At 54.0% G+C, this 25,892-nt stretch carries 22 protein-coding genes; 17 read left to right on the plus strand and 5 right to left on the minus strand.

Annotation, left to right across the window (positions count from 1 at the left end):
* The first annotated feature begins 42 nt into the window (after positions 1–42).
* From lepA to acpS, 7 genes are all read left to right on the plus strand, one after another.
* Positions 43–1,842: a translation elongation factor 4 gene (gene lepA, locus OGY17_RS20705; RefSeq protein ID WP_003037577.1), complete on the plus strand. Its 1,800-nt coding sequence runs from the start codon at positions 43–45 to the stop codon at positions 1,840–1,842.
* Positions 1,843–1,857: 15 nt separating this feature from the next.
* Positions 1,858–2,832 (plus strand): signal peptidase I, encoded by a 975-nt coding sequence (gene lepB, locus OGY17_RS20710; protein WP_003835329.1) that lies wholly within the window; start codon positions 1,858–1,860, stop codon positions 2,830–2,832.
* Between the two features lie 269 nt (positions 2,833–3,101).
* Positions 3,102–3,782 carry a ribonuclease III gene (gene rnc, locus OGY17_RS20715; protein WP_003037579.1) on the plus strand — a complete coding sequence of 227 codons (681 nt, stop codon included), beginning with the start codon at positions 3,102–3,104 and terminating at the stop codon, positions 3,780–3,782.
* Positions 3,779–4,684 carry a GTPase Era gene (gene era / locus OGY17_RS20720; protein ID WP_003037581.1) on the plus strand — a complete coding sequence of 302 codons (906 nt, stop codon included), beginning with the start codon at positions 3,779–3,781 and terminating at the stop codon, positions 4,682–4,684. Before rnc ends, era begins: the two co-directional genes overlap by 4 nt.
* 27 nt (positions 4,685–4,711) lie before the next feature.
* Positions 4,712–5,422 carry a DNA repair protein RecO gene (gene recO / locus OGY17_RS20725; protein ID WP_008785495.1) on the plus strand — a complete coding sequence of 237 codons (711 nt, stop codon included), beginning with the start codon at positions 4,712–4,714 and terminating at the stop codon, positions 5,420–5,422.
* Between the two features lie 15 nt (positions 5,423–5,437).
* Positions 5,438–6,169: a pyridoxine 5'-phosphate synthase gene (gene pdxJ / locus OGY17_RS20730; protein ID WP_008785494.1), complete on the plus strand. Its 732-nt coding sequence runs from the start codon at positions 5,438–5,440 to the stop codon at positions 6,167–6,169.
* Positions 6,169–6,549 carry a holo-ACP synthase gene (gene acpS / locus OGY17_RS20735; RefSeq protein WP_235126983.1) on the plus strand — a complete coding sequence of 127 codons (381 nt, stop codon included), beginning with the start codon at positions 6,169–6,171 and terminating at the stop codon, positions 6,547–6,549. Before pdxJ ends, acpS begins: the two co-directional genes overlap by 1 nt.
* 106 nt (positions 6,550–6,655) lie before the next feature.
* Here the strand turns inward: acpS and OGY17_RS20740 are convergent, their stop codons facing one another.
* Positions 6,656–6,916 carry a YfhL family 4Fe-4S dicluster ferredoxin gene (locus OGY17_RS20740; protein ID WP_003037590.1) on the minus strand — a complete coding sequence of 87 codons (261 nt, stop codon included), beginning with the start codon at positions 6,914–6,916 and terminating at the stop codon, positions 6,656–6,658.
* Between the two features lie 55 nt (positions 6,917–6,971).
* Positions 6,972–7,820: a MurR/RpiR family transcriptional regulator gene (locus tag OGY17_RS20745; RefSeq protein ID WP_032944256.1), complete on the minus strand. Its 849-nt coding sequence runs from the start codon at positions 7,818–7,820 to the stop codon at positions 6,972–6,974.
* Positions 7,821–7,937: 117 nt separating this feature from the next.
* Here OGY17_RS20745 and murQ point away from each other — a divergent pair, with 117 nt between their 5' ends.
* From murQ to tadA, 4 genes are read left to right on the plus strand one after another with little or no spacing between them, the layout of a single operon-like run.
* On the plus strand, positions 7,938–8,831 hold the full coding sequence (gene murQ / locus OGY17_RS20750) for an N-acetylmuramic acid 6-phosphate etherase (RefSeq protein WP_032944255.1): 894 nt from the start codon (positions 7,938–7,940) through the stop codon (positions 8,829–8,831).
* Between the two features lie 9 nt (positions 8,832–8,840).
* Complete coding sequence (locus OGY17_RS20755; RefSeq protein ID WP_008785492.1) at positions 8,841–10,205, plus strand: PTS transporter subunit EIIC; 1,365 nt, start codon at positions 8,841–8,843, stop codon at positions 10,203–10,205.
* A gap of 3 nt (positions 10,206–10,208) precedes the next feature.
* Positions 10,209–10,844, plus strand: a complete 636-nt coding sequence (gene yfhb, locus OGY17_RS20760) for a phosphatidylglycerophosphatase C (protein WP_008785491.1) — start codon at positions 10,209–10,211, stop codon at positions 10,842–10,844.
* Between the two features lie 28 nt (positions 10,845–10,872).
* Entirely contained in the window at positions 10,873–11,409 is a 537-nt protein-coding gene (gene tadA / locus OGY17_RS20765; protein ID WP_071845284.1) for a tRNA adenosine(34) deaminase TadA, read from the plus strand.
* Positions 11,410–11,449: 40 nt separating this feature from the next.
* Here tadA and mltF read toward each other — a convergent pair whose 3' ends face one another.
* A complete protein-coding gene (gene mltF / locus OGY17_RS20770; RefSeq protein WP_008785489.1) occupies positions 11,450–13,000 on the minus strand; it encodes a membrane-bound lytic murein transglycosylase MltF in 1,551 nt (516 codons plus the stop codon).
* Between the two features lie 257 nt (positions 13,001–13,257).
* Here mltF and purL point away from each other — a divergent pair, with 257 nt between their 5' ends.
* From purL to glnB, 5 genes are all read left to right on the plus strand, one after another.
* Positions 13,258–17,145 (plus strand): phosphoribosylformylglycinamidine synthase, encoded by a 3,888-nt coding sequence (gene purL, locus OGY17_RS20775; RefSeq protein ID WP_191215498.1) that lies wholly within the window; start codon positions 13,258–13,260, stop codon positions 17,143–17,145.
* 649 nt (positions 17,146–17,794) lie between these two features.
* Positions 17,795–19,225: a two component system sensor histidine kinase QseE/GlrK gene (gene qseE, locus OGY17_RS20780; RefSeq protein WP_108912488.1), complete on the plus strand. Its 1,431-nt coding sequence runs from the start codon at positions 17,795–17,797 to the stop codon at positions 19,223–19,225.
* 22 nt (positions 19,226–19,247) lie between these two features.
* Positions 19,248–19,991, plus strand: coding sequence for a two-component system QseEF-associated lipoprotein QseG (gene qseG / locus OGY17_RS20785; RefSeq protein WP_032944248.1), 744 nt, complete (start codon positions 19,248–19,250; stop codon positions 19,989–19,991).
* Positions 19,991–21,325, plus strand: coding sequence for a two-component system response regulator GlrR (glrR, locus tag OGY17_RS20790; protein WP_304502732.1), 1,335 nt, complete (start codon positions 19,991–19,993; stop codon positions 21,323–21,325). The genes qseG and glrR overlap by 1 nt, the downstream gene beginning before the upstream one ends.
* A 60-nt stretch (positions 21,326–21,385) precedes the next feature.
* The gene (gene glnB, locus OGY17_RS20795) at positions 21,386–21,724 is read left to right on the plus strand and encodes a nitrogen regulatory protein P-II (RefSeq protein WP_002914032.1); all 339 of its coding nucleotides are present in this window, start codon (positions 21,386–21,388) and stop codon (positions 21,722–21,724) included.
* Positions 21,725–21,825: 101 nt separating this feature from the next.
* Here glnB and hmpA read toward each other — a convergent pair whose 3' ends face one another.
* Entirely contained in the window at positions 21,826–23,016 is a 1,191-nt protein-coding gene (gene hmpA, locus OGY17_RS20800; RefSeq protein WP_234103810.1) for an NO-inducible flavohemoprotein, read from the minus strand.
* Positions 23,017–23,342: 326 nt separating this feature from the next.
* Here hmpA and glyA point away from each other — a divergent pair, with 326 nt between their 5' ends.
* Complete coding sequence (gene glyA, locus OGY17_RS20805; RefSeq protein WP_003835277.1) at positions 23,343–24,596, plus strand: serine hydroxymethyltransferase; 1,254 nt, start codon at positions 23,343–23,345, stop codon at positions 24,594–24,596.
* A 92-nt stretch (positions 24,597–24,688) separates the two neighbouring features.
* Here the strand turns inward: glyA and hcaD are convergent, their stop codons facing one another.
* Positions 24,689–25,891, minus strand: coding sequence for a phenylpropionate dioxygenase ferredoxin reductase subunit (gene hcaD, locus OGY17_RS20810; protein ID WP_191215500.1), 1,203 nt, complete (start codon positions 25,889–25,891; stop codon positions 24,689–24,691).
* Position 25,892 lies beyond the last annotated feature (1 nt).

A 25,892-nucleotide genomic window follows, 5' to 3' on the forward strand; every position in this document is an offset into this window, starting at 1 on the left:
AGAGCCTGCTCCGGCGGGCGTAAGGCACAATAATTACACTATATGAAGAACATACGTAACTTTTCAATCATAGCTCACATCGACCACGGTAAATCGACGCTGTCTGACCGTATTATCCAGATCTGCGGTGGCCTGTCTGACCGTGAAATGGAAGCGCAGGTTCTCGACTCGATGGATCTTGAGCGTGAGCGCGGTATTACTATCAAAGCGCAGAGCGTGACGCTCGATTTCAAAGCATCTGATGGTGAAACCTATCAGCTTAACTTTATCGACACCCCGGGCCACGTTGACTTCTCGTATGAAGTTTCCCGCTCGCTTGCTGCCTGTGAAGGCGCATTGCTGGTGGTTGATGCCGGACAGGGCGTAGAAGCGCAGACCCTGGCTAACTGCTATACCGCCATGGAAATGGATCTGGAAGTAGTACCGGTACTGAATAAAATTGACCTGCCAGCCGCCGATCCTGAACGCGTAGCGGAAGAGATCGAAGATATCGTCGGTATCGATGCGACAGATGCCGTTCGCTGCTCGGCGAAAACCGGCGTTGGCGTCACTGACGTTCTTGAACGTCTGGTACGCGACATTCCGCCGCCGGAAGGCGATCCGGAAGGCCCATTGCAGGCGCTGATCATCGACTCCTGGTTCGATAACTACCTTGGCGTGGTGTCACTGGTGCGTATTAAAAACGGCACCATGCGTAAAGGCGACAAAATTAAAGTAATGAGCACCGGTCAGGTCTATAACGCTGACCGTCTGGGCATCTTCACGCCAAAACAGGTTGACCGTACCGAGCTGAAATGCGGCGAGGTAGGTTGGTTGGTTTGTGCGATTAAAGACATCCTCGGCGCACCGGTTGGCGATACCCTGACGCAGGCGCGTAACCCGGCAGACAAACCGCTGCCAGGCTTTAAAAAAGTGAAGCCGCAGGTTTACGCCGGTCTGTTCCCGGTGAGCTCTGACGACTATGAAAACTTCCGTGACGCGCTTGGCAAACTGAGCCTGAACGACGCCTCCCTGTTCTACGAACCGGAAAGCTCTACCGCGCTGGGCTTCGGCTTCCGTTGTGGCTTCCTTGGTCTGCTGCACATGGAGATCATTCAGGAACGTCTGGAGCGTGAATACGATCTGGATCTGATCACCACCGCGCCGACCGTAGTCTACGAAGTCGAAACCACGGCAAAAGAGACTATCTACGTCGATAGCCCGTCCAAGCTGCCGCCGCTGAACAACATCTACGAACTGCGTGAGCCGATCGCTGAGTGTCACATGCTGCTGCCGCAGGCTTACCTTGGCAACGTCATCACCCTGTGTATCGAGAAGCGCGGCGTCCAGACCAACATGGTTTACCACGGTAACCAGGTGGCGCTGACGTATGAGATTCCAATGGCGGAAGTCGTACTCGATTTCTTCGACCGTCTGAAGTCGACCTCTCGCGGCTACGCGTCGCTGGACTATAACTTCAAACGCTTCCAGGCGTCTGACATGGTGCGTGTTGATGTCCTTATCAACAACGAACGTGTCGATGCACTGGCGCTGATTACCCACCGCGACAACTCCCAGAGCCGTGGCCGTGAACTGGTTGAGAAGATGAAAGATCTGATCCCTCGCCAGCAGTTTGATATCGCGATCCAGGCGGCCATTGGCACGCACATCATCGCGCGTTCAACGGTTAAGCAGCTGCGTAAAAACGTTCTGGCGAAATGCTACGGTGGCGATATCAGCCGTAAGAAAAAGCTGCTGCAAAAACAGAAAGAGGGTAAAAAGCGCATGAAGCAGATCGGTAACGTCGAACTGCCGCAGGAAGCGTTCCTCGCCATTCTGCATGTCGGTAAAGACAGCAAATAATCTTAAGGAGTTGGCATGGCGAACATGTTTGCCCTGATTCTGGTGATTGCCACACTGGTGACGGGCATTTTATGGTGCGTAGATAAATTCATCTTCGCGCCAAAGCGCCGGGAGCGTCAGGCAGCAGCGCAAGCTGCTGCAGGTGATTCACTGGATAAAGCTACGCTGAAAAAAGTGGCACCTAAGCCAGGCTGGCTGGAAACCGGGGCGTCCGTTTTCCCGGTACTGGCGATTGTGCTGGTGGTGCGTTCATTTATCTATGAACCATTCCAGATCCCGTCAGGTTCGATGATGCCGACGCTGCTTATCGGTGACTTTATCCTGGTGGAGAAATTCGCCTACGGGATTAAAGATCCGATTTACCAGAAAACGTTGATCGAAACCGGTCATCCGAAACGCGGTGATATCGTGGTGTTTAAATACCCGGAAGATCCGCGTCTGGACTACATTAAACGTGCTGTCGGTTTACCGGGAGACAAAGTAACGTACGATCCAGTGGCGAAAGAGGTGACTATTCAGCCAGGATGCCGTTCCGGTCAGGCGTGTGAAAACGCGCTGCCGGTAACGTACTCTGATGTTCAGCCAAGTGATTTTGTACAGACCTTTGCTCGTCGTAACGGCGGTGAAGCGACCAGCGGCTTCTTTGAAGTTCCGCTGAACGAAACGAAAGAGAACGGTATTCGCCTTTCTGAGCGTAAAGAAACGCTGGGTGAGGTTACGCACCGCATTCTGACCGTGCCGATTGCGCAGGATCAGGTGGGGATGTATTACCGTCAACCTGGTCAGCCGTTGGCAACCTGGATCGTTCCGCCGGGACACTACTTCATGATGGGTGATAACCGTGATAACAGCGCGGACAGCCGTTACTGGGGATTTGTACCGGAAGCGAATCTGGTTGGTAAAGCGACCGCTATCTGGATGAGTTTCGATAAGCAAGAAGGTGAATGGCCGACCGGTGTGCGTTTAAGCCGTATTGGTGGCATTCACTAATCACCGATAATCGTTCACGTTGTCGTCATTACGGCGGCAGCGTGAATTATTTCTCGGATAAATTCCCGCAGACTAACGACATCCCTTGTCGTTGTGTATAGAATATTCCCCCGAAGTTTTAGGTTGGCACCGACAGGTTGCCACGGCACACGAAACAGCGTTGGTTTGTATATAAATGCATGCAGGCGAAGCCAGATGGCTCAGCGAAGTGCGTATATCAGGTCTGTTTCGTGTGCTGAATTGTTGACGCATTCATTTATTGGTATCGCATGAACCCCATCGTAATTAATCGGCTTCAACGGAAGCTGGGCTACACTTTTAATCATCAGGAGCTGTTGCAGCAGGCATTAACTCACCGGAGCGCCAGCAGCAAACATAACGAGCGTTTAGAATTTTTAGGCGACTCTATTTTGAGCTTTGTTATCGCTAATGCGCTGTATCACCGTTTCCCGCGTGTGGATGAAGGTGATATGAGCCGCATGCGCGCGACGCTGGTTCGCGGCAATACGCTGGCTGAATTAGCCCGTGAGTTTGACCTCGGTGAATGTTTACGTTTGGGGCCAGGTGAGCTGAAAAGCGGCGGCTTCCGTCGTGAATCAATCCTGGCGGATACCGTTGAAGCTTTGATCGGCGGCGTCTTCCTCGACAGCGATATTCAAACCGTTGAGCAATTGATCCTGAACTGGTATCAAACTCGTCTGGATGAAATTAGCCCAGGCGACAAACAAAAAGATCCGAAAACGCGCCTGCAGGAATATTTGCAGGGCCGCCACCTGCCTCTGCCGTCTTATTTGGTTGTACAGGTCCGTGGTGAAGCACACGATCAAGAATTTACTATCCACTGCCAGGTCAGCGGCCTGAGTGAACCGGTGGTTGGCACAGGTTCGAGCCGTCGTAAGGCTGAGCAGGCTGCCGCCGAACAGGCGTTGAAAAAACTGGAGCTGGAATGAGCGAAGAGAAAACCTACTGCGGATTTATTGCTATCGTCGGTCGCCCGAACGTCGGCAAATCCACCCTGTTGAATAATCTGCTTGGGCAGAAGATTTCTATTACCTCACGTAAGGCTCAGACAACACGTCACCGTATTGTTGGCATCCATACCGAAGGCGCGTATCAGGCGATTTATGTTGATACCCCGGGTCTGCATATGGAAGAAAAACGGGCTATTAACCGCTTGATGAACAAAGCGGCGAGCAGCTCGATCGGTGATGTTGAACTGGTTATTTTCGTTGTCGAAGGCACCCGCTGGACGCCGGACGACGAAATGGTGCTCAACAAGCTGCGTGATGGCAAAGCCCCGGTTATTCTGGCCGTCAACAAAGTCGACAACGTTCAGGAAAAAGCCGATCTGCTGCCGCACCTGCAGTTCCTGGCAAGCCAGATGAACTTCCTTGATATCGTACCGATTTCTGCCGAAACCGGCTTGAATGTCGATACCGTTGCGGGCATCGTGCGTAAGCATTTGCCGGAAGCTATTCATCACTTCCCGGAAGATTACATCACCGACCGTTCTCAGCGCTTTATGGCCTCTGAAATCATCCGTGAAAAGCTGATGCGTTTTCTGGGTGCTGAACTGCCGTACTCCGTTACCGTGGAGATTGAGCGTTTTATCTCTAACGAGCGCGGTGGCTACGACATCAACGGTCTGATCCTCGTTGAACGTGAAGGGCAGAAGAAGATGGTTATTGGCAACAAAGGGGCCAAGATTAAAACCATCGGCATCGAAGCGCGTAAAGACATGCAGGAGATGTTCGAAGCGCCCGTTCACCTCGAACTGTGGGTGAAAGTGAAATCCGGCTGGGCCGATGACGAACGCGCGCTGCGTAGCCTCGGTTACGGCGACGACGTCTAAACACATCCTCTGAAACACGGCGAGTATATGGAAGGATGGCAACGCGCTTTTGTCCTGCATAGTCGCCCCTGGAGCGAAACCAGTCTCGTGCTGGACGTCTTCACGGAAGAGTCGGGTCGCGTGCGCCTTGTGGCTAAAGGCGCACGTTCCAAACGCTCCAATCTTAAAGGCGCACTCCAGCCTTTTACCCCGTTGTTGCTTCGCTTTGGTGGACGTGGCGAGGTCAAAACCTTGCGCAGCGCCGAAGCCGTTTCTCTGGCACTCCCCCTTAGCGGAATCACGCTGTACAGCGGCTTGTATATTAACGAGCTTATCTCGCGCGTACTCGAATACGAAACCCGTTTTTCTGCACTCTTTTTCGATTACCTGAACTGCATTCAGGCGCTGGCTGGCGCGACGGGTTCGCCAGAACCTGCGTTGCGTCGCTTTGAGCTAGCCTTACTTGGTCATCTGGGGTATGGCGTCGATTTTACCCACTGTGCGGGCAGCGGCGAGCCGGTAGACGACACCATGACCTATCGCTACAGGGAAGAAAAAGGGTTTATCGCAAGCGTAGTGATTGATAACGCCACCTTTACCGGACGCCATCTGAAAGCACTCGAATCGCGGGAATTTCCGGATGCTGATACGCTTCGCGCCGCGAAACGCTTTACCCGCATGGCGTTAAAGCCGTATCTTGGTGGTAAGCCCTTAAAGAGCCGCGAATTATTCCGGCAGTTTATGCCGAAGCGAAAATAAAAAACGAGGATTGTCATGGCCGAATTACTGTTAGGCGTCAACATTGACCACATTGCCACTTTACGTAATGCACGCGGTACCGCATATCCGGACCCGGTTCAGGCAGCGTTTATCGTTGAACAGGCGGGCGCGGACGGTATTACCGTACACCTGCGTGAAGACCGTCGTCATATCACCGACCGTGACGTACGTATTTTGCGCCAGACGCTGGATACGCGCATGAATCTGGAAATGGCAGTCACCGAAGAGATGCTGTCGATTGCCGTTGAGACTAAGCCGCATTTTTGCTGCCTGGTGCCGGAAAAACGTCAGGAAGTTACCACTGAAGGTGGGCTGGACGTCGCCGGTCAGCGTGACAAGATGCGCGATGCCTGCAAACGGCTGGCGGACGCAGGCATTCTGGTTTCGCTGTTTATCGATGCCGATGAAGAACAGATTAAGGCCGCTGCGGAAGTTGGCGCACCGTTTATTGAGATTCACACCGGCTGTTACGCCGATGCGAAAACCGACGCAGAACAGGCCAGCGAACTGGCGCGTATCGCCAAAGCGGCAACCTATGCTGCAAGTCTTGGCCTGAAGGTGAATGCGGGTCACGGTCTGACGTATCACAACGTTAAAGCTATCGCGCGGATCCCGGAAATGCACGAGCTGAACATTGGCCATGCCATTATTGGACGTGCGGTGATGAGCGGCCTGAAAGAGGCCGTAGTCGAAATGAAGCGCCTGATGCTGGAAGCGCGTGGCTAATGGCGATTCTGGGATTAGGTACGGATATCGTGGAGATTGCCCGCATCGAAGCGGTGATCTCCCGTTCCGGCGACCGCCTGGCAAGACGTGTGCTCAGCAACAACGAATGGGCAATCTGGGAAACGCATCAGCAGCCGGTGCGTTTTCTGGCGAAGCGTTTTGCAGTCAAAGAGGCGGCAGCAAAAGCCTTTGGCACGGGTATTCGCAATGGGCTGGCGTTTAATCAGTTTGAAGTCTTTAACGATGAACTCGGTAAGCCGCGTCTGCGATTATGGGGAGAGGCGTTAAAACTGGCGGAAAAACTCGGCGTTGCGCACATGCATGTGACGCTGGCCGATGAGCGTCACTACGCCTGCGCCACGGTGATTATCGAAAGTTAGATTCAGGACGATGCCGGATGGCGACGCGTAGCGTCTTATCCGGCCTACGGGTTATGCGTTTGTTGCAGGGGCAGGGTAGGGGCTTCATCGCCAGATGGCGACGCGGCTAAAGTTTATCGGCGTGGTGCATCAGCACAAACTTATCCCACAGCTGCTCTTCTGTTTCGACATGCGCCGGATCTTTCAAAATAGTATTGGGGATCGGGCACACTTTCTGGCAGGTTGGCGTGTCGTAATGGCCTACGCATTCCGTACACTTGTCGCTGTTAATCTCGTAAATGCTATCACCCATCGAAATCGCCTCATTCGGGCATTCGGGCTCGCACATATCGCAATTGATACACTTTTTAGTGATTAACAGGGCCATCAGGAAACTCTCAAAACATCACAAATCGGGCGGGCATTATACGCGCATTCTTTGCTCAGACCAGTTTTTTTACCAGTGCCTCACTGTGGCGAATACGTTCCGGGGCATGCTCCAGATCCTGCTGCACCAGCGCCATAAACAGTAAATCAGTGAGCATCATTTGCGCATGGGTGGAGGAAATCGCTGCGCTGCGCGTGGCCTGCTCCTCGGCAATGGTGTACAGACAATGACTTGCCCGTTGCTGCAGGGCGTTCGGTGTAAATCCGGTGATGGCGAGGATTTTCGCGCCGGTGCGCAACGTTTCATCCGCAGCCAGGTTGAGCTCGCGACGCTCTCCGGTATACGAAATGGCCAGCAGTAGATCGTTGGGCGAAAGCGCCTGCACCGTCGCCAGTAGGGCGTGCATATCGCGTTCCACCACCGCGTTAAAACCAATCTTCAGCAGCTTCCAGGCAAAATTCTGTGCCACCAGACCCGATGCGCCAATCCCGGTCACGATAATGCGGCGGGCTGAACGCAGCATCGTGACGCTCTCCATCAGTTTCTCTTCGCTGTTGACGTCCAGCGTTGCATGCATCGCCGCCACGTTCTCTTTAATCAGTTTCTCGCCTACCATTCGCATCGGGTCGTCACCGCGAATCTGATTATGTACCGGAATGGAATGGGGATTGGGATTGCTGGCCAATGCTTCGCTAATCGCCAGTTTGAGTGCCGGGAATCCTTTAAAGCCCATCTTTTGCGCGAATTTCACCACGCTGGACTGGCTGACGCCCGCTTCAAAGGCCAGCTGTTGTGAACTGAGATGACGCGCAGTATCCGGTTGAGCAAGAAGATAATCCGCAAGTTTTTTATCGCTTTGCGCGAGATCCGGATAACGCTGACGAATGCGAATTAAACAGTTCATGCTTTCTCCTGGCGAAAATGTGATGGCGATTACAAAACAAAATATCACTCGCCTTAGTGAATATAATATTCCATTATGACAGATTATTATGAATTAAAAATTCCTAAGGAACAAAAAATGAATCTCGGTGCGTTAGTTTCAGAAACCCGCAATCCTCAGACCATGGATCTGGATGCGCTCTCCACTCTGGAGTTGGTTCATCGTTTTAATCAACAGGATACGCTGGTAGCTGAAGCAGTAAAAGCAACTCTTCCTGAAGTTGCGCGCGCGGTTGATGCGGCAGCTGACGCGCTAAAAGCCGGTGGACGCATTATTTACATGGGAGCAGGTACCAGCGGGCGTCTTGGGGTGCTGGACGCGTCTGAATGCCCGCCGACCTTCGGCGTCCCGCACGGTCTGGTGGTTGGGCTGATTGCCGGGGGACCGGGCGCTTTGCTGAAGGCAGTAGAAGGCGCAGAAGACAACCCGCAGCTAGGCGAAGACGATCTGCGTGGGCTCAATCTTACCGCACAGGATCTGGTGGTGGGGCTGGCAGCTTCTGGTCGCACGCCGTATGTAATTGGCGGGTTGAAATATGCGCGTTCGGTGGGCTGTACAACGGCGGCTATTTCTTGCAATCCGGATTCCCCTATCGCGCATGAAGCGGATATTGCTATTTCTCCGGTAGTGGGGCCTGAGGCGCTGACCGGGTCAACACGACTGAAATCCGGCACCGCGCAAAAGCTGGTGCTCAATATGATCTCCACCGGCGCGATGGTGAAATTTGGCAAGGTGTACCAGAACCTGATGGTGGATATGCAGGCAACCAACGTCAAACTGGTCGATCGGGCGTGCCGTATGGTGGTTGAAGCCACCGGTATTGCGCGGGCTCAAGCTGAAACGCTGCTGAAGCAGACGGATTATGATGTTAAGCCAGCTATTTTAATGGCGCTCACCGGCCTGGATGCCGCTGCCGCCCGCGAAAAGCTTGCCGCTCACCAGGGTTTTTTACGCGCGGCGTTAGAACACTAAGAGGTGTATATGGATAAGACGGCGTTGCTGGCCAGCGACATCCTGCTGGGCGTTGGCGGAGAGAACAATATTCTGCGTCTGGAAAACTGTATGACCCGTGTCAGGGTGGAAGTTCAGGATGACGGGCAGATCGATATTCCCCGCCTCAGGCAACTGCCCGGCGTTAGCGGCTACGTGAAGCAGGGCGCACAGCACCAGATTATTGTCGGCCCCGGTAAAGCTGCCAAAGTGGTGGATGCCATGCGTTCCCTGATTGCCGATGGCGGCGAGCGAGCAGGTGCCAATGATATTGAGCGCACCAAGTCAGAGGCCAAAGCAAAGTACAAAGCGCCGATGAGCGATGCGCTGCGCAAACTGGCGAACGTCTTTATCCCTCTTATTCCGGCGTTTATCGCCTCCGGTTTGATTACCGGCATTATTAACATCCTTAAGCGCCCGGATATCGTGGGGGATTTTGCGACCCACTATCCAAATATGCTGGGGTTGATGGGCATATTTGGCAGCGCCGTGTTTGCCATTATGAATATTCTGGTCGGGGTGAATACCGCCAAAGTTTTCGGTGGCTCCCTGGCAATGGGCGGGGTGATGGCGGGGATCCTTTCCAGCCCTCAGCTGGCGCAAATTACCCTGTTTGGCGAAGCGTTGCAGCCGGGGCGTGGCGGGGTGATCGCGGTATTGTTGGTGGTTGCGCTGATGTGCTGGATCGAACGCAAATTCCGCACGCTGTTGCCGGAATCACTGGAGCTTATCCTTAACCCGCTGCTAACCACCATCATTACCGGCGTAATCGCGATTGTGGCGCTGCAACCGCTTGGCGGATGGATTTCTGAATCTATCGCTCACGGCGCATCCTGGGCTATCGATCGCGGCGGTTTTCTGGTCGGTGCTGTGCTGGCAGGAACCTTCCTGCCGTTGGTGCTCACCGGACTTCATCAGGGATTGGTGCCCATCCACGTTGAGCTGGTTCAGGCACACGGTTATAACGCGCTTTTTCCGATCCTGGCGATGGCGGGCGTTGGGCAAATAGGTGCTGCGATCGCGGTTCTGATGAAAACTCGTAATGCGCGGCTAAAGAAAGTGATCAAAGGGGCGCTACCGGTCGGACTGCTGGGGATTGGCGAGCCGCTGATTTTTGGCGTAACGCTGCCGTTGGGTAAGCCGTTTATCGGTGCCTGTCTTGGCGGCGCGGTAGGTGGGGCGCTGATTAGCTACTGGAAGGTGGCGACGGTCATCACCTTTGGCATCTCCGGGTTACCGCTGGCACTGACGATTGTTGCCGGAAAAGTGATGTTCTATCTGTTAGGCTATCTGGTAGCAGTTATCGCCGGGTTCCTGTTTACCTGGCTATTGGGATTCACTGATCCAGAGGAATAAGGTTTGACCAATCACCAGCGCCGCGTTGTCTTTTTTGATTTGGATGGCACGTTACACCAGCAGGATATGTTCGGTAGTTTTATTCGTTATCTGCTGCGTCGCCAGCCGCTGAATGCGTTGCTTGTGCTGCCTCTATTACCGGTGATTGCGCTGGCGTTGCTGATAAAAGGACGTGCCGCCCGCTGGCCAATGAGCCTGCTGTTATGGGGATGCACTTTTGGCCGCAGTGAGGCGCGTCTGAAAGCGCATCAGGCCGACTTTGTGCGCTGGTTTCGCCGTAACGTGACGGCGTTTCCGCTCGTGCAGCAGCGGCTGACAACCTACCTGTTAAGCTCTGACGCTGATATCTGGCTTATTACCGGCTCTCCGCAGTCACTGGTCGAGCAGGTTTACTTTGATACTCCATGGCTACCGCGAGTCAATCTGATTGCCAGCAAAATGGCGCGGGGATACGGCGGTTGGGTACTGACTTTGCGCTGTCTGGGCCATGAGAAAGTGACACAACTGGAACGCCACATTGGCGCGCCGCTACAGCTTTATAGTGGCTATAGTGACAGTAATCAGGACAATCCGCTGCTCTCTTTTTGCCAGCATCGCTGGCGCGTCACGCCGCGCGGAGAGCTTCAGCAACTCGAATAGCTAACGCACATGCAATTTGAAGTATGACGTGTATAATGCGCCCGCTTTGATTACTGGAGTTACCCCTTTGTCAGATGTTGAATTTAGCCACGAATACTGGATGCGTCATGCTTTAACGCTGGCTAAGCGCGCCTGGGATGAGCGTGAAGTCCCGGTGGGTGCGGTATTGGTACATAACAACCGAGTGATTGGCGAAGGCTGGAACCGCCCGATTGGACATCATGATCCGACTGCCCACGCTGAGATTATGGCGCTGCGTCAGGGCGGCCTGGTGCTGCAGAACTACCGTCTGTTAGATGCCACGCTGTATGTCACTCTGGAGCCGTGCGTGATGTGCGCTGGCGCGATGGTGCACAGCCGTATCGGTCGGGTCGTTTTTGGCGCGCGCGATGCGAAAACGGGCGCTGCCGGGTCATTAATGGATGTACTGCATCACCCTGGAATGAATCATCGGGTTGAAGTGACAGAGGGGGTACTGCGGGATGAATGTGCCACGTTGCTCAGTGATTTCTTCCGCATGCGCCGGCAGGAAATCAAAGCCCTGAAAAAATCCGCTAATCAGTAACTCTCAGCCTGACGGCAGTGCGCTTATCAGGCGTACAAGACTACTTCTCCTCTTTTTTATGCGGTGAAAACAGCAAGGAAGGGGAGTGCGTCAGGTAGTTTGACGACGTTTGAGACAGAAACGCCGAAAGCGGGAATTTCTCTTTACCTAATAGTTCTGCGGGCGTCACCGTCGGGTAATCCTGCGCCAGTTGCTGCGTTTCTAGCGCCTGTTTTTCTTTCTCTTGCAGATATCCCACCAGGCTAATTTGGTACTTACGGATATTTTCCACATAGGCGTAAGCTTCGTGGCCGCGCGCATAGCCATAGGTCAACTTGTTATAATACGGTTTTTGGCTGAGAAGCGGTAATCGCTGTTTTACGTCGGACCAACTGTTCGGATTGCCTTTGGTTTTCACCGTCAGCGCCCGCGCATCCAGCATGTGCGCATAACCCATGTTATAGGCTGCAAGGGCAAACCAGATGCGTTCTCCTTCGGGGACGGTATCCGGTACTTTACTCATCATATCCTGCAAGTATCGCGCCCCGCCGCTGATACTCTGTTCGGCATCGGTACGGTCGGTCAGCCCGAGACTCTGAGCGGTATTTTTAGTCAACATCATCAGCCCGCGTACGCCGGTTGGAGAGGTGGCCTGCGCGTCCCAGTGTGATTCCTGATATGAGATAGCGGCCAGCAGTCGCCAGTCTATCTCTTGCGCATATTTCTCAAACAGCGGCTTGAGGTCCGGCAACACGCTGTCTACGGCGCGTAAAAAGGAGCGGGTATCGACATAGTCAAAATCATCGCCATGTCCGAGATATTTCTCTTCCAGCCGTGCCAGAGAACCGTCTTCATTCATGGTGTTGAAGAAATCCAGTAGGGCGGCAGACAGCGTGTTGTCATCGTCCAGCCGACTAAACCATGTCACCGGTTGTTCGTCAGAGACGTCGAGCGCTACGGCCAGCTCAGGATGCACGCGTTGATATAAGCTGATGGCAACAGAATCGGCAATGGTGTAATCCAGCTTTCCGGCGATTACATCATCAAGCAGTTCGGTGGTGCCCTTTTTGTCATCGACTTTCCAGCTCAGATCGGGAAATTTTTTCTCTTTTAGCTGCTGGAGGTCATTAACCACCACGTGCCCCGGAGCGATAGTCAGTTGGTTTTCGTTCACGGTGGCAAGCGTGCGCGGGCGGTATTGCCCAACCCGGTACACCAGCTGTTGTGAAACCGAATAATAGGTCGGGCCGGGCTGGTAATTTTTCACCCGCTCGCTGTTATAGACCAGACCAGCGGCTAACAGGTCGGCATTGCCGTTATCCAGGTCGTCAAAAAGCTGGCTGATGTTCTGGCGTACGGTAACTTTTAACTTCACGCCTAAGTAGTCGGCAAATTCCTGGGCCAGTTCATAATCCAGACCGAATTTTTTGCCATTGAGGGTCGCGTAAGTTAATGGCGAATCAATGGTACTGACGCGTAGCTCTCCCCGCGACTGAATGGCGGCGATACGATTTTCGGCTTTACCGAACCAGGGGATAGATGGCCAAAGGGCCGCTGCCAACAACAGCGTCAATATGCCGATGAACAGATAATTAATCTTTAATTTTTTCAATTAGTTAATTCTCTGAACCGTACGTTGTCTCTGTCTGCTGTGGTGTTGATTAAGAAGTGAAGTCGTCATTAATGAACGGCATTTTGCTTAAACTTGCGTCAGTTGGCAACTTATTCAGAAATCTGACCGCATTTGATGATAAGTGACGGTCGTGATTTTATTTCGACGCAAACGGTTTCGTCGGCGCGGTAGATTCTTTATAATGACGCCCGTTTCCCCCACTTGGGCACACCGAAAGCTTAGAAGACGAGAGACTTATGATGGAAATTCTGCGTGGTTCACCTGCACTGTCTGCATTCCGTATTAACAAACTGCTGGCACGTTTTCAGGCTGCCAACCTCCAGGTCCACAACATTTACGCCGAGTACGTCCATTTTGCCGATCTGAATGCACCGTTAAATGAAGATGAGCACGCGCAGCTTGCACGCCTGCTGAAATATGGTCCTGCTCTGCAAAGCCACGCCCCGGAAGGCAAACTGCTGCTGGTTACGCCTCGCCCAGGCACCATCTCCCCGTGGTCTTCTAAAGCGACTGATATTGCCCACAACTGCGGTCTGCACCAGATTAGCCGCCTGGAACGTGGCATTGCCTGGTATGTAGAAGCCTCTACGCTGACCGCTGAGCAATGGCAGATGGTGGCCGACGAACTGCACGACCGCATGATGGAAACGGTTTTCTCTGCGCTGAACGATGCCGAAAAACTGTTTGCCCATCACCAACCGGCGCCGGTCTCCAGCGTTGATCTACTGGGTGAGGGGCGTCAGGCGCTGATCGACGCTAACCTGCGTCTGGGTCTGGCGCTGGCGGAAGACGAAATTGACTATCTGCAGGATGCGTTCACCAAACTGGGACGTAACCCGAACGATATTGAACTATACATGTTTGCGCAGGCCAACTCTGAGCACTGCCGCCACAAGATTTTTAACGCCGACTGGGTTATCGATGGTAAACAGCAGCCGAAGTCGCTGTTCAAGATGATCAAGAATACCTTCGAAACCACGCCGGACCACGTGCTGTCTGCCTATAAAGACAACGCTGCGGTAATGGAAGGCTCTGAAGTGGGCCGCTATTTTGCCGATCACAAAACCGGCCGCTACGATTTCCATCAGGAACCAGCCCACATCCTGATGAAGGTTGAAACTCACAACCACCCGACGGCTATCTCTCCGTGGCCAGGTGCTGCAACCGGCTCCGGTGGCGAAATCCGCGACGAGGGCGCAACAGGTCGCGGTGCAAAACCGAAAGCCGGGCTGGTGGGTTTCTCCGTTTCCAACCTGCGTATTCCTGGCTTTGAACAGCCGTGGGAAGAAGACTTCGGTAAGCCGGACCGTATTGTTACCGCGCTTGATATCATGACCGAAGGCCCGCTGGGCGGCGCGGCGTTTAACAACGAATTTGGTCGTCCGGCGCTGACCGGCTACTTCCGTACCTATGAAGAAAAGGTCAACAGCCACAACGGCGAAGAGCTGCGCGGTTACCATAAACCGATCATGCTGGCAGGCGGGATCGGTAACATCCGTGCCGATCACGTGCAGAAGGGCGAGATCGTCGTTGGCGCTAAGCTTATCGTCCTCGGCGGCCCGGCGATGAACATTGGCCTTGGCGGTGGGGCAGCCTCCTCTATGGCTTCCGGCCAGTCTGATGCAGATCTTGATTTCGCTTCCGTACAGCGTGACAACCCGGAAATGGAACGTCGTTGCCAGGAAGTTATCGACCGTTGCTGGCAGATGGGTGATGCGAACCCGATTCTGTTTATCCATGACGTTGGTGCGGGTGGACTGTCTAACGCTATGCCGGAGCTGGTAAGCGATGGTGGTCGCGGTGGTAAGTTCCAGCTGCGCGATATCCTCAGCGACGAGCCGGGTATGAGCCCGCTGGAAATCTGGTGTAACGAATCCCAGGAACGCTACGTGCTGGCGGTTGCTGCCGATCAATTACCGCTGTTTGACGAACTGTGTAAGCGCGAGCGCGCGCCGTATGCGGTGATTGGTGAAGCTACCGAAGAACAGCATCTGACCTTGAGCGACAGCCACTTCGACAACCAGCCGATCGACATGCCGCTCGATGTGCTGCTGGGTAAAACACCGAAAATGACCCGCGATGTGCAGACGCTGAAAGCTAAAGGCGATGCCCTGAATCGTGGTGAAATCTCGATTGCAGATGCGGTTAACCGCGTGCTGCATCTGCCGACTGTCGCGGAGAAAACGTTCCTCGTGACCATCGGTGACCGTACCGTTACCGGCATGGTGGCGCGTGACCAGATGGTTGGTCCATGGCAGATCCCGGTCGCTAACTGCGCGGTCACTACCGCAAGCCTCGATAGCTACTACGGCGAAGCGATGTCTATCGGCGAACGCGCGCCGGTTGCACTACTGGACTTCTCTGCCTCTGCGCGTCTGGCGGTCGGTGAAGCGCTGACAAACATTGCGGCAACGCAGATTGGTGACATCAAACGTATTAAGCTGTCGGCAAACTGGATGGCGGCTGCGGGTCACCCTGGTGAAGATGCTGGCCTGTACGAAGCAGTAAAAGCCGTTGGGGAAGAGCTATGCCCGGCGCTCGGCCTGACCATTCCAGTGGGTAAAGACTCTATGTCGATGAAAACCCGCTGGCAGGAAGGTAACGAGCAGCGTGAAATGACCTCGCCACTGTCGCTGGTGATTACCGCCTTTGCCCGCGTAGAAGATGTGCGCCACACCATTACCCCGCAGCTGTCTACTGAAGACAACGCCCTGCTGCTGATTGACCTCGGTCTTGGTCACAATGCGCTGGGCGCTACGTCGCTGGCGCAGGTTTACCGTCAACTGGGCGATAAGCCTGCCGACGTGCGTAACGTTGAGCAACTGAAAGGCTTCTACGATGCGATTCAGGCGCTGGTCGCTGCGCGTAAGCTGCTGGCCTATCATGACCGTTCTGACGGTGGTCTGCTGGTTACGCTGGCGGAAATGGCCTTCGCCGGTCACTGCGGTATTGACGCTGATATCCACTCTCTGGGTGAAGATCGTCTGGCGGCGCTGTTTAACGAAGAACTGGGTGCGGTGATTCAGGTTCGTGCTGCTGAGCGTGAGGCGGTGGAAGCGATTCTGGCTGCCCACGGCCTGGCAGACTGCGTACACTTCCTCGGTAAAGCCGTTGAAGGTGATCGTTTCACCCTGACCGCTAACGGCCAGCCGGTGTTTAGCGAAAGCCGTACAACCCTGCGTATGTGGTGGGCGGAAACCACCTGGCAGATGCAGCGTCTGCGTGACAATCCGGAATGCGCCGATCAAGAACACGACGCTAAAACCAACGATGCGGACCCTGGTCTCAACGTTAAACTGTCGTTTGATATCAACGAAGATGTTGCCGCTCCGTACATCGCCACCGGTGCGCGTCCCAAAGTGGCCGTACTGCGCGAGCAGGGTGTGAACTCCCACGTTGAAATGGCAGCAGCCTTCCACCGTGCGGGTTTCGAAGCCATCGATGTGCACATGAGCGACCTGCTGGGCGGACGTATCGGCCTGGGTAACTTCCAGGTGCTGGTGGCCTGCGGCGGCTTCTCTTATGGCGATGTGCTCGGCGCTGGTGAAGGTTGGGCGAAGTCGATTCTGTTCAACAACCGCGTCCGTGATGAGTTCGAAACCTTTTTCCATCGCCCGCAAACGCTGGCACTCGGCGTGTGTAACGGTTGTCAGATGATGTCTAACCTGCGTGAGCTGATCCCAGGAAGCGACCTGTGGCCGCGCTTTGTGCGTAACCATTCCGACCGCTTTGAAGCCCGCTTCAGTCTGGTCGAAGTGACGCAAAGCCCATCCTTACTGCTTGCTGATATGGTGGGTTCGATGATGCCGATTGCCGTTTCTCACGGTGAAGGTCGTGTGGAAGTGCGTGACGGTGCGCATCTGGCTCAGCTTGAGAGCAAAGGTCTGGTGGCGCTGCGCTACGTTGATAACTTCGGTAAGGTGACCGAGACCTATCCGGCTAACCCGAACGGTTCGCCGAACGGCATTACTGCAGTGACCACTGAAAATGGTCGCGTCACCATTATGATGCCGCACCCGGAACGTGTGTTCCGTACCGTGAGCAACTCCTGGCACCCGGAAAACTGGGGCGAGGATAGCCCATGGATGCGTATTTTCCGCAACGCGCGTAAACAGCTCGGTTAATTCGCTCAATAGTCATCAAGCCCCTCTTCGCGAGGGGCTTTTTTTTGTCTGCCGGATGGAACCCGCCTGATGACGCTACGCTTATCAGGCCTACAGGGAAAATGCGGTTGTAGGCCGGATAAGGCGTTCACGCCGCCATCCGGCAATAAACTCAGCGCTTGCACCTAAAAGTAAAGTGTCGGGAAATGCCGACATGGGCAGGGTTGCGGTGTCGTCAAAAAGAGACGTTTAATTATTTGATTTAATAGGGATTTGTTTTTAAGTGCTGCAAGTGTTGCTGATTGGCGACAGAGAGAACAAAAAACAGCCAGAATTGTTATTTGTGAAAATAATAATATTTTTCATACTTATCATTGTGTTAATAAAGCGTTTTGAATATTGGCACAGATGCTGCATAATATTAACCAGTGGCTCATTCACCTTCTTATGTCAGCCCCTTCGGGACGTGCTACATAAACTTCGAATGACGCACAACAAGGTGCCTGCCGTCCAACATCTGATATTAGCATTGCTCATATCAACCTCCGGGCGAAACGTCGAGTTAGGCACCGCCTTATTCCATAACAAAGCCGGGTTAATCCCGGCTTTGTTGTATCTGGCGTTCCCCTCAGTTAGCATCAATCTATTCCTGTCCATTGAGAGTAACGCCTTGAAGCGCTGGTCAGTTTTTCCCCGATCTTTACGTCAATTGGTGACGTTGGCCTTCTTGCTTATCCTGCTGCCGTTGTTAGTTCTGGCCTGGCAGGCATGGCAAAGTCTGAATGCCCTGAGCGCGCAGGCTGCGCTGACAAACCGCACCACGCTGATTGATGCCAGACGCAGCGAGGCGATGACCAACGTCGCGCTGGAGATGGAGCGCAGCTATCGGCAATACTGCGTGCTTGATGACCCAACATTGGCCAGGGTCTACCAAAGCCAGCGTAAACGCTACAGCGACATGCTGGATGCGCATGCGGGGGTGTTGCCGGATACCAAGCTCTACCAGGCGTTGCGTCAGGATCTTAACGATCTCGCGCAGTTGCAGTGTAAAAACAGTGGTCCTGACAGTGTGTCGGCTGCACGGCTGGAAGCGTTCGCCAATGCCAATACCGAGATGGTGCAAGCGACGCGTACCGTGGTCTTTTCTCGTGGGCAGCAGTTACAGCAGGAAATAGCCGAACGCGGGCAGTTTTTTGGCTGGCAGGCACTGGTGCTGTTTCTCGTCAGCCTGGCGATGGTCTTGCTGTTTACCCGCATGATTATCGGTCCGGTGAAGGGCATTGAACGGATGATCAACTGTCTGGGAGAAGGGCGCTCGCTGGGGGATAGCGTATTATTTACCGGGCCACGGGAATTAAGATCCGTGGGGCAGCGCATCATCTGGTTAAGCGAACGCCTCTCCTGGCTTGAGTCGCAACGGCATCAGTTTTTACGCCATCTTTCCCATGAGCTGAAAACACCGCTGGCGAGCATGCGCGAAGGTACCGAATTGTTGGCCGATCAGGTGGTTGGCCCGTTAACACCGGAGCAAAAAGAGGTGGTCGGTATTCTGGATGACAGCAGCCGTAACCTGCAAAAGCTGATTGAACAACTCCTCGATTACAACCGCAAGCTGGCGGATGACGAGGTGGAACTTGAAAGTGTGGAAATTGCGCCGCTGGTGGAAAGCGTTGTTTCTGCGCATAGCCTGCCCGCTCGCGCCAAAATGATACATACTGATGTTGCGCTTGCGGTGAACACCTGCCTGGCAGAACCGATGCTGTTGATGAGCGTGCTGGACAATCTTTATTCCAATGCGGTGCACTATGGTGCTGGATCCGGTAACATTTGGATCCGCAGCAGTTTGCATGGCTCAACGGTATACATCGATGTAATGAATACCGGCACACCGATTCCAGAAGCAGAACAGACCATGATCTTCGAGCCTTTTTTCCAGGGGAGTCATCAGCGAAAAGGGGCGGTAAAAGGAAGCGGGTTGGGGCTAAGCATTGCCAGAGATTGCATCCGCCGTATGCGGGGCAAGCTGTATCTGGTTGATGACCATGCGCAAAACGTTTGTTTTCGCATAGAACTGCCGCTAGCTGCTGCGAAAAATCACTAAAATAAACCTAAGTCTGGTGAGTATGCCATACGTTGTTGTCCGAATGCTTAAACGACATTTTCTTCGTCGCGTCATCCTCGCAAGCCTGCCGTGCCTGGCGCTGGTTGGTTGTGTCCCGAACGCGGTGAATCATATTATCGGCGATCCCTCGCAGGAGAAAATTCCGCCTAATCAACTGGCGGACTACCTTGCAACCGACTGTACGGATATCTGGTCGCTGTCTGGCCAGTCTACAGAAACCAATCCGTTGTACTGGCTGCGGGCGATGGATTGTGCCAATCGCCTGATGCCGGTGCAGGCGCGTAGTGAAGCCAGCACCCTGATGGCAGATACCTGGCAGGGCGCTTTCAGGCGTGGGATCCTGCTCGATAATGCCAACATTACGCCGCCTGAAAGGCGGGAGGCTGTTACGCGCCTCGATGCGTTAAGCCCGCAAATTCCGCCGCAGGTACGCCCGCTGTATCAGGTCTGGCGCAGCAGCCAAACGTTGCAGTTGCAGCTTGCCGAAGAGCGTATGCGCTACAGCAAACTCCAGCAGGCGTCCGACAGCGATCTCGATACGCTGCGTCAACAGCAACAGCATTTGCAGTCCCAGCTCGATCTCACGACCCGCAAGCTGGAGAATCTGACCGATATTGAGCGCCAGCTTTCCACGCGCAAACCTGGCGGTAACTACAATCCTGATGCGCTGCACGGGAACGATAAACTCACTACGCCTGATAACGAAGAAGGCGCAGCGCCGTCTGCCGATGAGGTTACGCCATGATAAGCCGTAAGCCCGCGCATCTGCTGCTGGTGGATGACGATCCGGGACTGTTGAAATTACTTGGAATGCGACTGACCAGCGAAGGCTACAGCGTCGTGACCGCGGAAAGTGGGCAGGAAGGGTTACGGGTGCTGAACCGTGAAAAAGTGGATCTGGTTATTAGCGATCTGCGCATGGATGAAATGGATGGTATGCAGCTGTTTACTGAAATCCAGAAAGTACAGCCTGGGATGCCGGTGATTATCCTGACCGCTCACGGCTCCATCCCGGACGCTGTTGCGGCGACCCAGCAAGGGGTGTTCAGTTTTCTCACCAAGCCAGTCGACAAGGACGCGTTGTATCACGCGATTGACGGGGCGCTGGAACAGTCTGCGCCCGCCACCGATGACAGCTGGCGCGAATCTATCGTTACCCGCAGCCCGCTGATGCTACGCCTGCTGGAACAGGCGCGGATGGTGGCGCAATCGGACGTTAGCGTCTTGATTAACGGCCAAAGCGGGACCGGGAAAGAAGTTTTCGCTCAGGCTATTCACAACGCCAGCCCACGCAGCCAAAAACCTTTCATTGCCATTAACTGCGGCGCGTTGCCGGAACAACTGCTGGAATCAGAACTGTTTGGTCATGCGCGCGGTGCTTTTACCGGTGCGGTGAGCAATCGTGAAGGGCTGTTTCAGGCCGCAGAAGGCGGTACGCTGTTTCTCGATGAGATTGGCGATATGCCTGCGCCGTTACAGGTGAAACTGCTGCGCGTATTGCAGGAACGAAAAGTCAGACCGTTGGGCAGTAACCGCGATATCGACATTGATGTGCGGATCGTTTCTGCGACCCACCGCGATTTACCCAAAGCGATGGCACGGGGCGAATTTCGCGAGGATTTGTACTATCGCCTCAATGTGGTGAGCCTGAAGATCCCTGCGCTGGCCGAGCGTACGGAAGATATTCCGCTGCTGGCGAACCATCTGCTGCGCCAGTCTGCTGAACGGCACAAACCGTTCGTACGCGCCTTTTCAACCGATGCCATGAAGCGGTTAATGACCGCCAGCTGGCCGGGCAACGTGCGTCAGCTGGTCAACGTAATTGAGCAGTGCGTGGCGTTGACCTCTTCGCCGGTGATCAGCGACGCGCTGGTGGAGCAGGCGCTGGAAGGGGAAAACACCGCGCTGCCGACCTTTGTTGAGGCGCGTAACCAGTTTGAGCTCAACTATCTGCGTAAGCTGCTGCAAATCACCAAGGGCAATGTGACCCACGCGGCAAGAATGGCGGGGCGCAACCGCACCGAATTCTATAAATTGCTTTCTCGGCACGAGCTGGATGCAAACGATTTCAAAGAATAAATCTGCGGATTATGTTAGCTTTATTCGATCAAAAGACAGGCGACCTTTTCAAGGAATAGCATGAAAAAGATTGATGCGATTATTAAACCCTTCAAGCTGGACGACGTCCGCGAAGCGCTGGCAGAAGTCGGCATTACCGGTATGACTGTGACAGAAGTGAAAGGTTTTGGCCGTCAGAAAGGCCATACCGAGCTGTACCGTGGTGCGGAATATATGGTGGATTTTCTGCCGAAGGTAAAAATTGAAATTGTGGTTACCGACGACATCGTCGATACCTGCGTCGACACCATTATCCGTACTGCCCAGACCGGCAAGATCGGTGACGGTAAGATTTTTGTCTTCGACGTGGCACGCGTTATTCGTATTCGTACCGGTGAAGAAGACGACGCGGCAATCTAAGCCGCGCCGTTAATTTGTAGGCCTGATAAGCGTAGCGCATCAGGCAGAGTGATTGCCGGATGGCGGCGTAAACGCCTTATCCGGCCTACTTGCGTAACACATTACAAGACTTTGTGCGGGCCAAAGCACTCGTAATGAATGTTCTCGTTTTTCACGCCCAGACCGACCAGCTGCTTCGCGGCGAACTGCATGAAACCAACCGGACCGCACAGATAAAACTGCATCGCCGGATCGCTAATTGCGCTTTCCAGTTTGTTCAAATCCATCAGACCTACGCTATCAAAGGCACCTTTCGCACGATCGGCTTCGGTTGGCTCACGATACCAGGTGTGTGCGCTAAAGCGTGGCAGCGTTTTGCCGAGTTCATTGACTTCATCAGCGAAGGCATGCACGTCACCATTTTCTGCCGCGTGGAACCAGTTAACCTGCGCCGTATGCTTCGCTTTTGCCAGCGTATCCAGCATCGCCAGCATTGGGGTTTGTCCCACGCCCGCGGAGATCAGAGATACCGGGGTGTCGGTCGCGACGTCCATAAAGAAATCGCCCGCTGGTGCGGCCAGGTGAACAACGTCGCCAACATTCGCATGGTTGTGCAGCCAGGTTGAAACCTGACCACCGTCTTCACGCTTAACCGCAATACGGTAGCCTTTGCCATCGGGTTTACCGGTCAGTGAGTACTGACGAATTTCCTGATGCGGGAAACCTTCCGGCTTTAACCAGACGCCCAGATATTGCCCCGGATGATATTCAGCCACTGCGCCACCGTCGACAGGTTCAAACTCAAAGCTGGTGATAAGTGCACTGCGTGGGGTTTTTGCCACGATGCGGAAAGGACGGGTACCTTCCCAGCCGCCATTTTTATTGGCATTTTCGCTGTAGATTTGCGCTTCACGGTTGATGAAAACGTTCGCCAGCACACCGTATGCTTTGCCCCACGCATCCAGAACTTCCTGGCCTGGGCTGAACATTTCGTCCAGCGTTGCCAGTAAATGGCCACCCACGATGTTGTACTGCTCGGGTTTAATCTGGAAGCTGGTATGCTTCTGTGCGATTTTCTCAACAGCCGGCAACAGTGCCGCCAGGTTTTCGATATTGCTGGCATACGCGGCAATAGCGTTAAACAGCGCTTCACGCTGATCGCCATTACGCTGATTACTCATGTTGAAGATTTCTTTCAGCTCTGGGTTATGCGTAAACATGCGGTCGTAGAAATGGGCGGTCAGCTTCGGACCTGTTTCAACCAGCAGGGGAATGGTGGCTTTCACTGTAGCGATGGTTTGTGCGTCAAGCATACGGTCTTCCTTTATCTGAAACTTTAATGATGTATGTCAAATACATCTTATAAAAAATACCCCTGCATTGTAAATGGTTCTTTGTAACTTTGCGTTGTAAAGGTTACATCGTGAAAAATCTGCATCACAAACCTGAAAAGAAATCCGTTGAAATTCAGCAGACCTTTGTTCTCCAAAGCCTTGCGTACCATGAAGGTAATCGTTTGCGTAAAATCCTTTGTCAAGACCTGTTATCGAAGAATGATTCGGTTATACTGTTCGCCGTTGTCCTACGGACCGCCTTTTAAGGCCGAAAATTTTATTGTTAGCTGAGTCAGGAGATGCGGATGTTAAAGCGTGAAATGAACATTGCCGATTATGATGCCGAACTGTGGCAGGCTATGGAGCAGGAAAAAGTACGTCAGGAAGAGCACATCGAACTGATCGCCTCCGAAAACTACACCAGCCCGCGTGTTATGCAGGCGCAGGGTTCTCAGCTGACCAACAAATATGCTGAAGGTTATCCGGGCAAGCGCTACTACGGCGGTTGCGAGTACGTTGATATCGTTGAGCAACTCGCTATCGATCGCGCAAAAGAGCTGTTTGGCGCTGACTACGCTAACGTACAACCGCACTCCGGCTCTCAGGCTAACTTCGCTGTTTACACCGCTCTGCTGCAACCGGGCGATACCGTTCTGGGTATGAACCTGGCACAAGGCGGCCACCTGACTCACGGCTCCCCGGTTAACTTCTCCGGCAAACTGTACAACATCATCCCTTACGGTATTGATGAGTCCGGCAAAATTGACTACGAAGACATGGCGAAGCAGGCCAAAGAGCACAAACCGAAGATGATCATCGGTGGCTTCTCTGCTTACTCCGGCGTTGTTGACTGGGCAAAAATGCGCGAAATCGCCGACAGCATCGGTGCATATCTGTTCGTCGATATGGCGCACGTTGCAGGTCTGATTGCCGCAGGCGTTTATCCGAACCCGGTTCCACACGCACACGTTGTGACCACCACCACCCACAAAACCCTGGCGGGTCCACGCGGTGGCCTGATCCTGGCGAAAGGCGGTGACGAAGAGCTGTACAAAAAACTGAACTCCGCTGTGTTCCCAAGCGCGCAGGGCGGCCCGCTGATGCACGTGATCGCGGCGAAAGCTGTGGCGCTGAAAGAAGCGATGGAGCCTGAGTTCAAGGTTTACCAACAGCAGGTTGCCAAAAACGCCAAAGCGATGGTGGAAGTGTTCCTGAACCGTGGCTACAAAGTGGTTTCTGGCGGTACTGAAAACCACCTGTTCCTGCTGGATCTGGTTGATAAAAACCTGACCGGTAAAGAAGCTGACGCCGCGCTGGGCCGTGCTAACATCACCGTTAACAAAAACAGCGTACCGAACGATCCGAAGAGCCCGTTTGTGACTTCCGGTATCCGTATCGGTTCTCCGGCTGTGACTCGCCGTGGCTTTAAAGAAGCTGAAGTGAAAGAGCTGGCTGGCTGGATGTGTGACGTTCTGGACAACATCAATGACGAAGCTGTTATCGAGCGCGTCAAAGGTAAAGTGCTGGATATCTGTGCACGTTTCCCGGTTTACGCGTAAGTAATACGGATTGCCAGATGGTGGTGTAAACACCTTTTCCGGCCTACAGGTAACTCACATGTAGGCCAGATAAACGAAGTGCCATCCGGCAGTTATATTGACTTAAGCAAGATTGTTTCATTGATTAAAGTCGCCACTGGCGGCTTTTTCTTTGCCTGAATCCATTTTCTCAATAAACGTATTTCTCGGCCCTGATTCAACGTTACTGCGCCGACAATCACGCCATCCTGTAGGTTAAACCATATTGCTTTCTGCGCATCAGGATCGCCGCGTAGGAGCCAGTTCTCACCCTGCATTTCGCCGACAAACTGTAGATTATCACGGTACTGATCGGTCCAGAACCAGCCCGGCGTTGCTGCTGGCTGCGGTTGATTGAGCATCGCGGCGGCGGCAACCTGTGCCTGAAAATTGGCGTTTTCCCAGCTTTCCACGCGTACTAACGAACCGTCAGCCTGGCGTGTTATCGCTACGTCACCGGCGGCGAAAATCGCGGGATCGGAGGTGGTGCAGGCGGCATCAACGATAATGCCGTTTGCCGTCTCCAGCCCCGCTTCGCGGGCCAGCATATCGTTCGCCACAATACCAATGCCATAGATCACCGCATCAGCGGTGAGAGTTTCGCCGTTTTGCAGCATGAGCGAGAGACACTCTCCTGCTTCGGCATGCTCAATAGCGCTGTTAAGCAGTACCCGCACGCCCGCAAGTTGGTGGCGGGCTAGCAGGTAGTCGCGCACCGGAGCAGGCGCGTTGCGGCCCATGACCGTTGGCGCCAGCTCCACCACCGTCACCTGACAGCCGCGTTGAGTCGCGCTGGCCGCCAGTTCCAGACCAATGGTGCCCGCACCGACAATGACAATCGACTTGCCCGGCAATAAATTGTCGCGCAGGCGCTCGGCATCGCCCGCGTGGCGCAGGGTGAAGCAACGATCGCCCAGCTTATCCAGTTGCGGAAGGGGGCGTGCCGCAGCGCCCGTCGCAATCAGTAGCCGATCCCATGGATAACTCTGCCCATTAGCCAGCACCAACTGATGCGTTTGGCGGCCGAGCGTCTGCACAGTAACCCCCAGATGCAGCTGTACGTTGTGTTCCCGCCACCAGTCAGCGGGGAGTATCGGCTGAAGTTGCGGATTGTCGTCCAGTAGCATCGCTTTGGAGAGCGGTGGGCGTTCATAGGGCAGATGCTGCTCATCGGAAAACAGGTGTAATTCGCCGTCAAAACCTTGTTGGCGCAGTGCAGCGGTAGCCATAGCCGCCGCCTGACCGCCGCCGACGATAGCAATAGTTTTTGGGTTCATA

Origin of the sequence: Citrobacter sp. Cpo126 (assembly GCF_030332445.1) — a bacterium.
GTDB lineage: Bacteria > Pseudomonadota > Gammaproteobacteria > Enterobacterales > Enterobacteriaceae > Citrobacter > Citrobacter portucalensis.

Excerpts from the sequence above, each read along its gene's own strand:
- hmpA (WP_234103810.1), bottom strand. The coding sequence starts at position 23,016 with ATGCTTGACGCACAAACCATCGCTACAGTGAAAGCCACCATTCCCCTG.
- recO (WP_008785495.1), top strand. The coding sequence starts at position 4,712 with ATGGAAGGATGGCAACGCGCTTTTGTCCTGCATAGTCGCCCCTGGAGC.
- glyA (WP_003835277.1), top strand. The coding sequence starts at position 23,343 with ATGTTAAAGCGTGAAATGAACATTGCCGATTATGATGCCGAACTGTGG.
- hcaD (WP_191215500.1), bottom strand. The coding sequence starts at position 25,891 with ATGAACCCAAAAACTATTGCTATCGTCGGCGGCGGTCAGGCGGCGGCT.
- OGY17_RS20745 (WP_032944256.1), bottom strand. The coding sequence starts at position 7,820 with ATGAACTGTTTAATTCGCATTCGTCAGCGTTATCCGGATCTCGCGCAA.
- lepA (WP_003037577.1), top strand. The coding sequence starts at position 43 with ATGAAGAACATACGTAACTTTTCAATCATAGCTCACATCGACCACGGT.
- murQ (WP_032944255.1), top strand. The coding sequence starts at position 7,938 with ATGAATCTCGGTGCGTTAGTTTCAGAAACCCGCAATCCTCAGACCATG.
- qseG (WP_032944248.1), top strand. The coding sequence starts at position 19,248 with ATGCCATACGTTGTTGTCCGAATGCTTAAACGACATTTTCTTCGTCGC.
- lepB (WP_003835329.1), top strand. The coding sequence starts at position 1,858 with ATGGCGAACATGTTTGCCCTGATTCTGGTGATTGCCACACTGGTGACG.
- era (WP_003037581.1), top strand. The coding sequence starts at position 3,779 with ATGAGCGAAGAGAAAACCTACTGCGGATTTATTGCTATCGTCGGTCGC.
- OGY17_RS20740 (WP_003037590.1), bottom strand. The coding sequence starts at position 6,916 with ATGGCCCTGTTAATCACTAAAAAGTGTATCAATTGCGATATGTGCGAG.
- OGY17_RS20755 (WP_008785492.1), top strand. The coding sequence starts at position 8,841 with ATGGATAAGACGGCGTTGCTGGCCAGCGACATCCTGCTGGGCGTTGGC.
- acpS (WP_235126983.1), top strand. The coding sequence starts at position 6,169 with ATGGCGATTCTGGGATTAGGTACGGATATCGTGGAGATTGCCCGCATC.
- rnc (WP_003037579.1), top strand. The coding sequence starts at position 3,102 with ATGAACCCCATCGTAATTAATCGGCTTCAACGGAAGCTGGGCTACACT.
- purL (WP_191215498.1), top strand. The coding sequence starts at position 13,258 with ATGATGGAAATTCTGCGTGGTTCACCTGCACTGTCTGCATTCCGTATT.
- pdxJ (WP_008785494.1), top strand. The coding sequence starts at position 5,438 with ATGGCCGAATTACTGTTAGGCGTCAACATTGACCACATTGCCACTTTA.
- glnB (WP_002914032.1), top strand. The coding sequence starts at position 21,386 with ATGAAAAAGATTGATGCGATTATTAAACCCTTCAAGCTGGACGACGTC.